Source organism: Nonomuraea sp. NPDC059023 (assembly GCF_042740095.1).
Lineage (GTDB): Bacteria > Actinomycetota > Actinomycetes > Streptosporangiales > Streptosporangiaceae > Nonomuraea.
This window is the reverse complement of the sequence record NZ_JBHYIO010000015.1, coordinates 93108-106103: the sequence shown is the minus strand read 5'-3', so window position 1 is coordinate 106103 and position 12996 is coordinate 93108. Positions and strand designations below refer to the sequence as shown.

The following is a 12996-nucleotide window of genomic DNA, read 5'->3' as shown; positions in this document are numbered from 1 at the left end:
GCTTCTGGTCGGGCCCTTACATCAACTTGCCGCGGCTCCAGCCGCGGGCCAGCCGCCGGGCGGCGAAGGCGCCGGCCAGCAGGCCGATCGCGAGCAGGACGGAGGCGGGCAGCAGCATCGCCGACTCGTTGCCGGCGACCGCGGCCTGCAGCATCGTGAGCGCCCAGTACCCGGGCGAGGCGTGACCGGCGATCTGCGCCCATTCCGGCATGATGCTGAGCGGCACCAGCGCGCCGCCGAGCGAGCTGAGCGTCAGCGCGCCCACGTCGGAGATCACGCTGAGCTCGCCGTGGCTGCGCACCAGCGTGGCCAGCGCGGCCCCGATCGCCAGCAGCGCGAAGGCCCAGATGAGGATGGCCAGCGCCACCCACCAGGGTTCGGCGGGCAACGGCAGGCCGATGGCGATCACGCCGTAGATCACCAGGATGGTCTGCTGCAGGACCATGACCAGGAAGATCGGGAACGTCTTGCCGACGAGCAGTTCGACCGCCGGTGCCCGGCTGACCCGCAGCCGGTCCCAGGTACGCCAGGTGCGCTCCGACAGGATGGAGTTGCCGGCCAGCCCGATCGCGAAGACCGAGAACATCACCATCAGGCCGGTGGCCACCTGGGTGGAGCCGGCGTCCAGCGCCCTGACGTACAGGGGCTTGAGCACCAGCATGAGCACCATCGGCATGGCGATGTAGCTGATGATCTGGCCGGGGTCGCGCAGGCGGACGATCCAGTTGTGCCGCGCGATGGCGGCGATCCGGTAGAACATGCCCCCCGCCCGGGGAGCGGCGTCAAGAAGCATCGCGGGCCGCCAGCGAGTGGTAGAGGTCGTCCAGGGACGGGTTGCGCAGGTCGACCGCGCTGACCGGGCGCTCGGCCCGGTTGAGCAGGTCGATGAGCGTGGCCGTGGGCTCCGTGGTGGAGACGCTGATCTCCTCCTCGTTGTCCAGGGTGAGGCGTACCTCGCCGGGCAGGCCCTCGATCAGCTCGTCGTAGGTGCCCCGGGCGATCACGCGGCCGTCGCGGGCGACCGCGATCGTGGCCTGGAGCTCGGTGATCTCCGGGAGGTAGTGGGTGGTGTACACGACCGCGGCGCCCTCGCCGGCGCGCTGCTTGACGACGTCGAGGATCGCCTGCCTGGTCTCCAGGTCGGCGCCCGCCGTCGGCTCGTCCAGCAGCATCAGCCGCGGGCGGTGGATGAGCGCGGTCGCGGCCTGGATACGGCGCTGCTGCCCGCCGGAAAGCCGGCCGGTGCGCCGGTCCATCAGATCGGTGAGGCGGAGCAGTACGGCGAGGTCGTCGATGGCGGAGTCCAAGGCGGCGCGCCGCAGCCCGCCGAGCCGGCCGAACAACACCAGGTGTTCGCGGACCGTCACGGTGGGATAGAGCGCGATGTGCTGGGGCGCCACACCGACCTGGCCGCGCACGTCGGCCGGCGGCTTGCCGTCGATGGTCACGTGGCCGCTGTCCTGGCGCAGCAGGTTGGAGACGATCTCCACGAAGGTCGTCTTCCCCGCACCGTTGTGCCCGACGAGTCCGACGATCTCGCCGGACGCGACGCTCAGGGTGAAACCGTCCAATGCCGTGACCGGGCCATAACGCTTGACAAGATCGACTACTTCCAGCAACGCGCACCTCCTCAGGTGCCTTATTGAATGCAGCCCAATAATTCGATTTAAATCGGCTGTCGTCGCCACCATAGCCCCATATGCATTAGGCGGCTTATGGCAGGAAGTTCTCTGCGAATACCGGACATCAGGCCAGGTAGGCGATGTCACTGACCACTAGTTACCGCAATTTCTGGCCAGTGCGGTTTTTGCCGATCCGTGCTTAGGATTAATGGCATGCATGCGGGAAACCTGATCGCTTCCGGCCGTGACTGCCACATCCTGGCCTCCGGCTCCGGCAAGGTCATCCGGCGCGCCCGCGACGGCCGCAGCCTTGAGCGCGAGGCGTCGATCATGCGGCACGCGCGGCGGCACGGCTTCCCCGCTCCCGAGGTGTACGACGCCGACGGCCCCGACATCCTCATGGAGCACCTCGACGGGGTGAGCGTGGCCGACGACGCCCGCGCTCACCCGAACCACCTGCCCGGCCACGGCCGCCTGCTCGCCGGCCTGCTCACCAGGCTCGGCGCGATCCGCGCCCCCGGCTGGCTGCCGGCCGCCGACGGCTGCCCCGGCAACCGCCTGCTCCACCTGGACCTCCATCCGGCCAACGTGCTCCTGACCGCCGATGGCCCCATCGTCATCGACTGGGCCGACGCGGCCAGGGGCGCCGCCGCCGCGGACGTGGCCTCGACGTGGATCGTGCTGGCCTCGGCTCCGCTGGACCCGGCGCTGGAGGAACTGCGCCCCGACCTGCTGGCCGCCTTCCTCGACCACGTCGACACCGACGCGGCCCGCCGCTACCTCCCGGTTCTGGGATCGCGCCGCAGGGACCACGAACACACGGACGCGGCGGAAGGCGCCAGGATCACCGCCCTCCTCACCCTCTAGCCTGGGGTGCATGCGTACCTGGGTGACCGAGCGGTTCGGACGGGAGGTGCCCCTGGTCGGGGCACCGATGGCCGGTGCGGGCGGGGGACGGCTGGCGGCGGCCGTGTCCGGAGCCGGGGCTCTGGGGATGTTCGGGGTGGGCCCGTCGGACCCGCCGGAGTGGATCGCGGAGCAGGCGGCGCTCGCCGGCGGCCTGCCGTTCGGGATCGGGCTCATGGCGTGGACGCTCCCGCGGAACCCGGCGCAGGTGGAGGCGGTGATCGCGGCGCGGCCCAGCCTGGTGTCGGTGAGTTTCGGGGACTACGCGCCGTACGTGGAGCCCTTGCGGTCTGCGGGCATCGTCGTGGTGACCCAGGCCGGGACCACGCGGGAGGCCGTTGAGGCCGAGCGCGCCGGGGTGGACGCCGTCGTGGCGCGTGGCGGCGAAGGCGGCGGGCACGGCAGGGACACGGTGGCCACGTTGCCGCTGCTGCAGAGCGTGCTGGACGCGGTGAGCGTGCCCGTGCTGGCCGCCGGCGGCATCGCGGGCCCGCGGGGACTGGCCGCCGTCCTGGCCGCGGGCGCCGAGGGCGCCTGGGTGGGAACGGCGTTCCTGGCCTGTACGGAGGCGCGGGGGTCCGCCCCGGCCAAGCGGCGGATTCTCGAAGCGGGTGAGGAGGACACCGCCTACGGGCGGGTGTTCGACGTGGCCCAGCGGCTCGCCTGGCCCTGGGAGTACGGCGGCCGCGCCCTCCGCAACCAGTTCTTCGACACCTGGCACGGCCGCGAGGACGAACTGGCCGAGGACGAGCAGGCGGCGGCCGAACTCAGGACGGCCCGCGCCGCCGGCGACTACGACACCGCCTGCATCTATGCCGGCCAGGCGGCCGGCATGGTGCGCGAGGAGCGCCCGGCCGCCGCGGTCGTCGCCGGCTTCGCCGAGGCGGAGGCGCTCCTGCGCCGCTGGTCATGACCGGCAGACGGCCCCGGGCGGAGGCAGCTTCAGCCAGGTGAGATACCTGTTGACGTGCCCGATCGTGCAGGGCTCCGCACTGAGGTAGAGGCCATGACCGTGGCCGTCGAAGCGGATCGTCGCCGAGCCCGGCACCTGCCGGACCAGATCGTCCACGTCGGGTTCCGTCCAGCTCGCGGCGCCGAGCAGGGGCGGCAGGCCGGTGGACGGCAGCGGCCGGGGCGGGTTCCCCGGCGGCTCGGGCCAGCCGGGGCAGGCGAGCCCGTGCCAGAGCTCGTGCCGCGGGTAGCTGGGCGCCAGCCGTTCGTTGCGGCTCCTGGCCTCGGTGAAGTCGGCGTACTCGCGGAAGCCGACGCCGTCGAGGCAGTGGGTCATGTTCATGCCGACCGGCGACGGCGGTTTCAGGCTGCCGGTGCCCGCCTTGACGTAGTCGGCGAAGCCGGACGCGTCGCCGGCTCTGGCCAGCACGATCGCCTTGGCCAGCTCCTTCCAGCGGAAGTGGTCGGTACCGGGGGAGATGAAGTGCGGCCCGGCGGCGATCTGGACGTCGAAGCCGTCGTAGGAGACCTCCCGGCCCTTGACCGGGATGCGCTCGGCCGAGGCCACCTCCCGCCAGGCCTTGGCCACGTCCTGGCCGTTCAGCACGCACTCGGTGGTGCCCGCGCACCACGCGGCGAACTTGACGAGCTGCCCTTCCATCACCTGGTGGCGCAGGCGCCGCTCGTTCAGCAGGTTGACCGCGCCGTCGAGGACCATGGCGCGGACCCTTGAGGGGAAGAGGCGGGCGTAGTTCGTGGCGGTGACGCCGCCGTAGGAGGTGCCGAGGAGGCTGAGCCGTTCCTCGCCCAGCGCGATCCTGATCGCCTCGACGTCCCTGGCCACGGAGGCCGAACTGAGGTTGCCGAAAAGCTCGGGGTCCTGGGCGCGGCACTTCTCGGCCGCCGCCCGGTTGACCGCGGCCTGGCGATCGAACTCCGCCTCGTTGGACGGCAGCCGGATCCAGGGGCCGCCCAGCAGGCAGTCCTTGGACAGGACGCCCAGGTCGAGGCCATTGCGCGGGGTGAAGCTGACCACGTCGAACCGCTGGCGGAGCTGGGCGAAGACCGCGCCCTTCTTCTCCAGGTCCTCGATGCCGGAACCGCCGGGGCCGCCGGGCAGGGCGAAGAGGGTGCCGATCCGGCGGTGGGATCCGGTGGCGGGCAGCCGTACCAGGGGGAGGGTGATCTTTCGCCCTTGCGGTTTGTTCCAGTCCACGGGCACCTGTACGGCCCCGCACTCCATGTCCTTCTTGCAGGGCTTCCAGGCGAAGTCCGAGGCCTGCGCGGGCCGTACCACGACGACCATGGCCAGCAGGACGCCGGTGGCGGCGAGCCCGGCGATCATCGGGTGCGTCCTTCTGCCCCGGAGCGCGATCGCGACCGCACCCGCGCTCAGCGCCGCGACCGGGTAGGCCAGCAGCAGCGCCAGCGCCGCGACCGGCGGCAGCAGCCCGTCGCCCACGAGACGGTCGAGCATGACCGAGCCGGCCCGCGCCTGCCACGGCTGCGGCAGCGTGGCCGCGGCGGTCGGCAGCACGAGCACGATCATGATCAGGACCACCAGCGTCCCGGCCGTGGAGCGCACCACGGCCCCGATGCCCAGCCCGACCAGCGTCACCAGCCCGATGGCCACGCCCGACAGCAGCACGCCGCCCAGCACGCCGGGCTCCGACAGCGGCGTGCCCAGCGTGCGCCCGTCCATGAGCACCTGCCCGGCGTGCTCGCCCAGCACCGCCATCGCGCCGTAGTGCATGGAGAACGCCAGCACCTGCCCGGCCACCAGCCCCACCCCGAGCAGCACCGGAACCTTGGCCAGCAACAGCACCTGCCGCTTCGGCACCGCCGTCAGGCTCGTCCGGATCTGCCCGGTGGAGTATTCGGCGGTCACCGCCAGCGCCCCCAGCACGCCCATGACGAAGAGCGCCACCTGCAACCCCGGCCCGAGCCCGTCGCCGATGCTGGTGAACCGCATCCGATCCGCCGCATCCTGCCCGGCGAAGCCGCGTACCACCATGGCCGCCAGACCCACGCTGATCAGCACCGACAGCAGCGAGGCCGCCAGCAGCCAGTGGTTCGAGCGCAGCGTGCGGAACTTCATCCATTCCGCCGCGATCGCGTCCCCGATCATGCCCGTCCCCCCGCCGCGAACTCCACGCTCGCCTCCGTCAGCTCCATGTACGCGTCCTCCAGCGACCCGAACCGCCCGACCAGCGCGGCCATCGAGGTGTCCTCGATCAGCCGCCCCCGCCCGATGAGCACCACGTGCGCGGCCGTCTTCTCCATCTCGCCCATCAGATGGCTGGACACCAGCACCGTGCGGCCCTCCCCGGCCAGCGTGCGCAGCAGTCCGCGGATCCACCGGATCCCCTCCGGATCAAGCCCGTTGACCGGCTCGTCGAACATCAGCGCCCCCGGATCGCCCAGCAGCGCCACCGCGATGCCGAGCCGCTGCCGCATGCCGAGCGAGCACCCGCCCACCCGCCGCCCCGCGACCCCGGCCAGGCCCACCAGCTCCAGCACCTCGTCCACCCGCCGGGCGCCGATGCCGTTGCTGCGCGCCACACACGCCACGTGCGCGCGCGCCGTGCGCCCGCCGTGCGCGGCGGACGCGTCCAGCAACGCGCCGACCTGCTCGAGCGGCCTGCCGAGCATCCCGTACGGCCGGCCGTCCACCAGCGCGACGCCCGCGTGCGGCGCCTCCAGGCCGACCACCGCGCGCATCGTGGACGACTTCCCCGCGCCGTTGGGTCCCAGGAAGCCGGTCACCTGGCCGGGTTTCACGGCGAAGGTCAGGTCGTCCACGGCGACGGCGGCGCCGTACTTGATGGTGAGCCCGTGTATCTCGATCACCGCTCCAGGCTCGCGCGCCGCGTACGCGCAGGCCATGGGCGCACTCCCACTCCGGGGGTAGGCCTAGGCCTACCGACGCACCGCCGGGGAGAGGGCAGACTGCAGGAGTGGAGAGGATCGGACGGGGCTGGGCGGTGCGCGCCGCGCGCAACGTGCTCACCGGGGTGGCGGCGCTGGCGCTGCTGCTCGCGCTGCCGTTCGCGCCGCGCCCGATCCTGCGCGCCGCCCGCACCCTGGGCCGGGTACGCGAGCCGGACCCCGGCGACCTGCGCGTCATCGCCTGGCTGGCGGCTCACGGGGTGCTCGGGCCCGGCACCGCCCTGGCGATCGGCAGCATGCTCTCGATGATCGGGGTCATCTGGAGGGTCTACACCCCGTACCCGTCGAAGAACCTGACGATCGCGTTCACGCTGTCGATCATCGCGATCACCCTGCTCAGCGCGCTGACCGCCTACACCTCCCTGCGCGTCCAGGACTACCTGGCGCTGGTGCTGCTCGGCGAGACGCCCGAGGCGCGGCGCATCAGGGAGCTGACCGCCTCCCGCGCCGCCGCCGTCGACGCGCAGGCCGCGGAACTGCGCAGGATCGAACGCGACCTGCACGACGGCGCCCAGGCCAGGCTCATCGCCATGCGCATGAACCTCGGCCTGGCCAGGAAGAGCACCGACCCGGCCCAGACCCGCGAACTCGTCGAGGAGGCCTGGCGCTCGGCCGCCCAAGCGCTGGACGACCTGCGCGGCCTCGTGCGCGGCATCCACCCGCCGGTGCTCGCCGACCGCGGCCTCACCGGCGCCATCCGGGCCGCCGCGATGCTCTGCCCGGTGCCGGTCGAACTCGACCTCGACCTGCCCGGCCGTCCCGAGGCGCCGGTGGAGTCCGCGCTGTACTTCGCCGCCGCCGAGGCCCTCTCCAACGTGGCCGCCCACAGTCAGGCCACCCGCGCCTGGGTACGGCTGCGCTACCCCGGCGACCGGATCAGGCTCACCGTCCGCGACGACGGCCGGGGCGGCGCGCGACCCTCCGCCGGGACGGGCCTGCTCGGCATCGAACGCCGCCTGTCCGCCTTCGACGGCACCCTCACCGTGGCCAGCCCCGCCGGCGGGCCGACCGAACTGACCATGGAGTTGCCGTGCGTGTTGTCATCGCGGAAGATCTCGCACTCCTCCGGGACGGCCTGATCCGCCTGCTGTCCACGCACGGCTTCGACGTGGTCGAGGCGGTCGACAACGGCCCGATGCTGCTCGCCGCCCTGCTCAAGCACCGCCCCGACGTGGCCGTCGTCGACGTACGGCTCCCGCCCACCCAGACCGACGAGGGCCTGCGCATCGCCCTGGAGGCCCGCCGCCGGGTGCCGGGGCTGCCGGTGCTGATCCTGTCGCAGTACGTGGAGCAGCTCTACGCCCACGAGCTTCTGTCCGACCGATCCGGTGGCGTGGGCTACCTGCTGAAGGACCGGGTCGGGGACGTCGAGCAGTTCGTCGACTCGGTCCGTACGGTCGCCGCCGGCGGCACCGCCATGGACGCCGAGGTCATCGCCCAGCTCCTCACCCGGCGCGGGCGGGACGAGCCGCTGGCCGCCCTGACGCCGCGGGAGCGGGAGGTGCTGGGGCTGATGGCAGAAGGGTTGTCCAACCACGCCATCGCCGCCCGGCTGGTGGTCACCGAGAAGGCGATCGGCAAGCACACGTCCAGCATCTTCGCCAAGCTCGGGCTGCCGCCCAGCGACGACCAGAACCGCCGGGTGCTGGCGGTTCTGGCCTACCTGGAGTCCTGACGTACTCAGACCAGGGCCCTGCGGTTGAGTGCGGTCAGTCCCGCGGCGGTGAGCGCGGCCGTGAGCGCGGTCATGATCAGAAGAGGAACGGCGCTGAACGCCTCGCCCGACAGGACCATCGGCAGGTTGGGGAAGGGGACGAAGTACTTGGCGATCCAGTAGTCGATCCCGATGATCGGGCCGAGCACCTCGCCGAAGAGGTTGACGAACAGGAACGCCGTCCAGCTGATCGCGGCGGCCGCCCTGGGCAGCGCCCCGAAGGCCAGCACGCCCACCCCGGCCAGCACCCAGACGGCCGGAACCTGCACCAGCGTGCCGGGCAGCACCGACAGCGGATCGCCGACGGCCACGCCCATCGCCAGGCCCGCGAGGACCAGGATGACGACCGGCCCGGCCAGCGCGAACACCAGGTGGCTCCACGCCCAGCGCAGGCGGCCGACGGGGTGGGCCAGCAGGAGTTCGGCGCGGCCGGTGGCCTCCTCGGCGCGCAGCCGTAGCAGGGTGAGCAGGGGGTAGAGGGCGGCGACGTAGCCGAGCGAGAGGCTGATCAGCCACAGGTACGCGTCGGTCATGCCGGCCTCGGGGGAGCCGGTGTAGCGGCGCAGGAACTCCTCGACAGCGGCGCCCTGCCGGGAGACTTCGGGGATCGACAGGGCCAGGGCGCCGAGCACCAGGCCGGCGACGGCGTAGCCGATGCTCCAGCCGGTCAGCAGGCCCTTGTGCAGGCGCCAGGCCAGGGACAGTGCGGAGGACAGGTGGCGCGCGTGCGCCGGGCCGGGACGCTGGGCGAGGATGCCGTGGCCGAGGTCGCGGCGGGCGTTGAGCCGGTAGGCGGCGGCCATCGTGGCCAGCGTGAGGGCCAGGCTGGGCAGGAGCGCGGCCAGGTTGTTGGCGGCGTACGGCTGGACCAGGTGCGACCAGCCCTGCGGTGAGGCCCACTTCATCGCGGTCCCCGCGCCGCCGTCGGCGACGAAGCGCAGCAGGTACGACAGGCCGAGGCCCATGGCCGCCAGGCCGATCGCGGTCCTGGCGCCCTCGGTGAGCTGGGCGGCCAGCGCGCCTACGCCGGTGAAGACGAGTCCGACGCCGGTGATGGCGGCGCCGAAGGCGAGCGAGCCGGTGACGTCGAAGCCGAGCATGATCATGGAGAACGCGGTGACGAACCCCGCCAGCAGCATGGAGGTGGCGGTGACGGCGAGCGCCGCGGTCAGCGGGGCCAGGCGGCCGATCACACCGGCGCCGACCAGTTCGGCGCGGCCGGACTCCTCCTCGCCCCTGGTGTGTCTGATCACGGTGAGGATCGCGATCAGGGCGAGGATCGTGTAGATGGGGTCGGCGTTCTTCCAGACGGCCATGCCGGCGATCGTGGGGGAGTAGACCTCGCCGGCGAAGGCGGTCAGCGCCTTGTTGACGGTCATCTCGCGGGCGAAGTCGGCTATGGACTGGGGGGTGGAGAAGGTCTGGGCGTACCTGTTGGCCTGGCCGGCGGCGACGATCGCCAGCAGGAGGATCCAGGCGGGGGTGATGAGGCGTTCGCGGCGGATGACGAGCTTGATGAGGGTCCAGGTGCCGTGCATGATCAGTTGCCCTTCCCGGCCGCGGAGTGGCTGCTTCTCTCGGTCACGGAGTGGCTGGATTTCTCGGCCGCGTAGTGGCGCATGAAGAGGTCTTCGAGGGAGGGCGGGGTGCTGGTCAGGCTGACGATGCCGGACTGGGCGAGGGTCAGCATGGTCGTGTCGAGGTCCTGGTCGTCGACCTGGAAGCTGATCTTCCGGCCGTTGGTGGTGAGGTTGCGGGCGGTGGGGAGCGCCGGGATTTTCCCCGAAATTTCGGCGGAAATCTGGGTCATGGTGAGATGGCGAAGTTCGGACAGAGTGCCCGATTCGACCGTGTGGCCCGCGCGGATGATGCTCACCCGGTCGCACAGCGCCTCCACCTCCGACAGGATGTGCGACGACAGCAGCACCGTGCGGCCCAGCGCCTTCTGCTCGGCCACGCACTGCTGGAAGACCGCCTCCATCAGCGGGTCCAGGCCCGAGGTGGGCTCGTCCAGGATGAGCAGCTCGGCGTCGGAGGCGAACGCGGCCACCAGGGCCACCTTCTGCCGGTTGCCCTTGGAGTACGTCCTGGCCTTCTTGCGCGGGTCGAGCTCGAAGCGTTCCAGCAGCTCCGCGCGCCGCGTCCGGTCCTGGCCGCCCCGGATCCGGCCCAGCAGGTCGATCGCCTCGCCGCCGGTCAGCGACGGCCACAGGCTCACGTCGCCCGGCACGTACGCCAGCCGCCGGTGCAGCTCGGCCGCGTCCTTCCAGGGGTCGCCGCCCAGCAGGCGTACGGAGCCGGAGTCGGCCCGCATCAGCCCGAGCAGGATCCGGATCGTCGTCGACTTTCCCGAGCCGTTCGGGCCAAGGAAGCCGTGCACCTCGCCGGTGTGGACGGTCAGGTCGAGCGCGTTCAGCGCGGGCGCCTTGCCGAAGCTCTTGTGAAGCCCTTGGACGGCTATCGCGGTGTTCATGTCGCTCCTCGAAGCGGGAATTCTTGCAGGTCAAAACGCTAGATTTCCCGGGCTTCCGGCGGTATCGGGCATCCGCCCTAACTGTCAGCGGCCTGCAAGTCCGGAGCAATGGGACGGGCGCACAGTCCGACCATGAGACCAGCCAGCACGTTAGCCATGGCCGCCACAGCGGCCCTCCTAGTAGCGCTCGGCGCCACGCCCGCGTACGCCGCTTCCGGTGCGGACACCTTCGCCCGAGTGATGTCCGGCGAGCTTGAGTACAAGGCCGCGCCCGGCCAGGTCAACCACGTGACCTTCACCGCACCGGACGCCGACACCTACCTCGTGGACGACATCGTCCCCATCACTCCGCTGAACGGCTGCGCCCACCCCGACCCGGCCGACCTGACACTCGTCGAATGCACGGCCGCCGCCACGTTCAGCGGCCAGCTCATCATCGACGTCGGCGACCTGGACGACATCGTCAACCCGACCGGCCCCAACCATGCCCTGATCGGCCTCGGAGCCGGAAACGACATAGCGTACGGCTACCCGGGAAGCGTCGGCTCCCTTGTGAGCGGCGGCACCGGCAACGACGTCATCCATTCCGGGCCAGGCCGTCACACCATCGACGGCGGCACCGGCACCGACACCGTCAGCTACGCCTCCCGTACGGCCGCCGTGACGGTGAAGCTGACAGCGTGCCCATGCGGCGAACCAGGAGAGAACGACGGCCTGCCCGGCATCGAGAACGTCACAGGCGGCTCCGGCAACGACCACCTGGAGGGTACGGCCGCCGCCAACGTCTTGAGCGGCGGCGCAGGCGAAGACACCATCATGGGCTGGGACGGCAACGACAGCGTCTACGGCGGTATAGGCAACGACTTCGTCAGCGGCGTCAAGGGCAACGACACAGTCTCCGGAGGCTCCGGCGACGACGAGGTGTTCGGCGACTGGGACAACGACATCCTGTACGGCGACGCCGGCCAGGACACGGTCTACGGCGGCCCAGGAGCGAACACGCTGACCGGCGGCAGCGGCAACGACACCTTGTACGGCGGCCCACTGACAGACACCCTGAACGGCGGAACAGGCAACGACACCATGGAAGCCGGAGCAGGCAACGACACGCTACGCGGCAGCTACGGCAACGACCACCTGGACGGCGGCACCGGAACAGCCGACGACTGCGACGGCGGCCCCGACCCAGACACCGAAACCAACTGCGAAATCTGAAGAAGAGTTCCCCGCGTTCTGCCTAGGGCCCCGCCCGTTGCCCGGCTAGGTGGTTGGGCAGTTGGATCCCGCCCCGGACAAAGGTGCTCCGCTTCGCTCCGCGCGTTCGGTTTGGGCCCCGCCCGTTGCCCGGCTAAGTGGTTGGGCAGTTGGATCCCGCCCCGGACAAGGGAGCTCCGCTTCGCTCCGCGCGTCTCGATCACGCTATCGCCGACGCGATGGCCAGGGCCCTGAGGCACCGCGCCAATAGAGCACGACACAACCGGATCAGGCGGCCGCCCTCACCATGGCCGCCTGATCCGGTGTCATCGGTCAGTCGAGCGCCATGAAGCTGCCGACGTTGTCCACCCGGACTTCGCCGGGCTCGACCGGGTTGAAGATCCTGGTCCGGCACGCGGAGTCAGGGAAGACCAGGATGGTGCCCTCGGTGGCATTGCGCACCAGAGAGCCGGGACCGGTGCCCACGTGGCACTCTTGAGGCTGAGGGTTCTCGACGGTCTTCTGCACGCCGCTCGGCGAGTGGAGGAACACGACGCCTGGTGCGGCGAAGGCGGGGCCGGTGCCGACGAACGCGAGCGTCGCGGCGGCGGCTGCCAGCATGAGGGGGATCGGGCGCATGAAGCTTCCCTTCTGTCGTGGGACGGACTTCACCAGCCTTCACTCTTCGCATCCAATTAGCTACTTCCCGTAGTGCCACGCTGAGCTGGCCAAACGGTGCGTATGCCGGGTCTCACCCGAGCTCTTCCTCGATTCCCGAGGCGGACGAGTGGGTCCTACCGGCCCAGTCGGGACGATCAGGAGACGGTCGTTCTGGCGAGCCGTACACCAGGCAGTTGAAAGGCAAGCTCCGCGAACTCCGCTCCTGGTGCCCGCTGGGCTGCGCGCATCAAGGCGTTGCAGACGCCGCGAGACTGGTGAGTCTTCGCGGGTCAGGTAGAGGCGGGCATGGGGCGCACCTGAAGATGGCCCGCCGCTTGGCCCGCCCTGGGCAGCAGTGCACCGATGGCGGGGTGTTCAGAGAAATAGAGCCGTTCACTTCTCATCGACCCTGGATCAGCGGCAGGACTGCGTCATGGGCGGGCCATCGCCAGGGGAAGACCCCCGTCGCTGGCCGTTTTGGCGGTATTTGGATTCATATGGGGTGCTAAAGCGGCCCGACTCGGCAG

General features: G+C 71.1%; 12 protein-coding genes. 5 read left to right on the top strand and 7 right to left on the bottom strand.

Going from position 1 to position 12996, the window contains the following annotated elements; all coding sequences use genetic code 11:
- Window positions 1–16 precede the first annotated feature (16 nt).
- Window positions 17–760, bottom strand: a complete 744-nt coding sequence (locus ACFWYW_RS25515; RefSeq protein WP_379611815.1) for an ABC transporter permease — start codon at window positions 758–760, stop codon at window positions 17–19.
- 22 nt (window positions 761–782) lie between these two features.
- A complete protein-coding gene (locus ACFWYW_RS25510; RefSeq protein ID WP_379611814.1) occupies window positions 783–1619 on the bottom strand; it encodes an ABC transporter ATP-binding protein in 837 nt (278 codons plus the stop codon).
- A 216-nt stretch (window positions 1620–1835) separates the two neighbouring features.
- Between ACFWYW_RS25510 and ACFWYW_RS25505 the strand changes: the two genes are divergently transcribed.
- Window positions 1836–2489, top strand: coding sequence for a phosphotransferase (locus ACFWYW_RS25505; RefSeq protein WP_379611813.1), 654 nt, complete (start codon window positions 1836–1838; stop codon window positions 2487–2489).
- Between the two features lie 10 nt (window positions 2490–2499).
- A complete protein-coding gene (locus tag ACFWYW_RS25500) occupies window positions 2500–3441 on the top strand; it encodes an NAD(P)H-dependent flavin oxidoreductase (RefSeq protein WP_379611812.1) in 942 nt (313 codons plus the stop codon).
- Here the strand turns inward: ACFWYW_RS25500 and ACFWYW_RS25495 are convergent.
- Window positions 3436–5607 carry an alpha/beta fold hydrolase gene (locus ACFWYW_RS25495; RefSeq protein WP_379611811.1) on the bottom strand — a complete coding sequence of 724 codons (2172 nt, stop codon included), beginning with the start codon at window positions 5605–5607 and terminating at the stop codon, window positions 3436–3438. The two genes, ACFWYW_RS25500 and ACFWYW_RS25495, sit on opposite strands and share 6 nt — an antisense overlap.
- Window positions 5604–6329 carry an ABC transporter ATP-binding protein gene (locus ACFWYW_RS25490; protein ID WP_379611810.1) on the bottom strand — a complete coding sequence of 242 codons (726 nt, stop codon included), beginning with the start codon at window positions 6327–6329 and terminating at the stop codon, window positions 5604–5606. The genes ACFWYW_RS25495 and ACFWYW_RS25490 overlap by 4 nt, the downstream gene beginning before the upstream one ends.
- A gap of 107 nt (window positions 6330–6436) precedes the next feature.
- Here ACFWYW_RS25490 and ACFWYW_RS25485 point away from each other — a divergent pair, with 107 nt between their 5' ends.
- Entirely contained in the window at window positions 6437–7507 is a 1071-nt protein-coding gene (locus ACFWYW_RS25485; protein WP_379611809.1) for a sensor histidine kinase, read from the top strand.
- On the top strand, window positions 7459–8103 hold the full coding sequence (locus ACFWYW_RS25480) for a response regulator (RefSeq protein WP_379611808.1): 645 nt from the start codon (window positions 7459–7461) through the stop codon (window positions 8101–8103). Before ACFWYW_RS25485 ends, ACFWYW_RS25480 begins: the two co-directional genes overlap by 49 nt.
- A gap of 5 nt (window positions 8104–8108) precedes the next feature.
- On the opposite strand, the gene ACFWYW_RS25475 is transcribed toward ACFWYW_RS25480, so the two are convergent.
- Together ACFWYW_RS25475 and ACFWYW_RS25470 are read right to left on the bottom strand one after the other, a co-directional pair.
- The gene (locus ACFWYW_RS25475) at window positions 8109–9680 is read right to left on the bottom strand and encodes an ABC transporter permease (RefSeq protein WP_379611807.1); all 1572 of its coding nucleotides are present in this window, start codon (window positions 9678–9680) and stop codon (window positions 8109–8111) included.
- Between the two features lie 2 nt (window positions 9681–9682).
- A complete protein-coding gene (locus ACFWYW_RS25470; protein ID WP_379611806.1) occupies window positions 9683–10615 on the bottom strand; it encodes an ATP-binding cassette domain-containing protein in 933 nt (310 codons plus the stop codon).
- 156 nt (window positions 10616–10771) lie between these two features.
- On the opposite strand from ACFWYW_RS25470, the gene ACFWYW_RS25465 reads away from it, so the two are divergent.
- The gene (locus tag ACFWYW_RS25465; RefSeq protein WP_379641082.1) at window positions 10772–11830 is read left to right on the top strand and encodes a calcium-binding protein; all 1059 of its coding nucleotides are present in this window, start codon (window positions 10772–10774) and stop codon (window positions 11828–11830) included.
- A gap of 312 nt (window positions 11831–12142) precedes the next feature.
- Here ACFWYW_RS25465 and ACFWYW_RS25460 read toward each other — a convergent pair whose 3' ends face one another.
- A complete protein-coding gene (locus ACFWYW_RS25460; protein ID WP_379611802.1) occupies window positions 12143–12448 on the bottom strand; it encodes a hypothetical protein in 306 nt (101 codons plus the stop codon).
- Window positions 12449–12996 lie beyond the last annotated feature (548 nt).

Bases quoted from the DNA above. Each gene is read 5' to 3' on its own strand.
- ACFWYW_RS25500 (WP_379611812.1), top strand. From the start codon at position 2,500: ATGCGTACCTGGGTGACCGAGCGGTTCGGACGGGAGGTGCCCCTGGTC.
- ACFWYW_RS25475 (WP_379611807.1), bottom strand. From the start codon at position 9,680: ATGCACGGCACCTGGACCCTCATCAAGCTCGTCATCCGCCGCGAACGC.
- ACFWYW_RS25515 (WP_379611815.1), bottom strand. From the start codon at position 760: ATGTTCTACCGGATCGCCGCCATCGCGCGGCACAACTGGATCGTCCGC.
- ACFWYW_RS25495 (WP_379611811.1), bottom strand. From the start codon at position 5,607: ATGATCGGGGACGCGATCGCGGCGGAATGGATGAAGTTCCGCACGCTG.
- ACFWYW_RS25505 (WP_379611813.1), top strand. From the start codon at position 1,836: ATGCATGCGGGAAACCTGATCGCTTCCGGCCGTGACTGCCACATCCTG.
- ACFWYW_RS25470 (WP_379611806.1), bottom strand. From the start codon at position 10,615: ATGAACACCGCGATAGCCGTCCAAGGGCTTCACAAGAGCTTCGGCAAG.
- ACFWYW_RS25460 (WP_379611802.1), bottom strand. From the start codon at position 12,448: ATGCGCCCGATCCCCCTCATGCTGGCAGCCGCCGCCGCGACGCTCGCG.
- ACFWYW_RS25465 (WP_379641082.1), top strand. From the start codon at position 10,772: ATGGCCGCCACAGCGGCCCTCCTAGTAGCGCTCGGCGCCACGCCCGCG.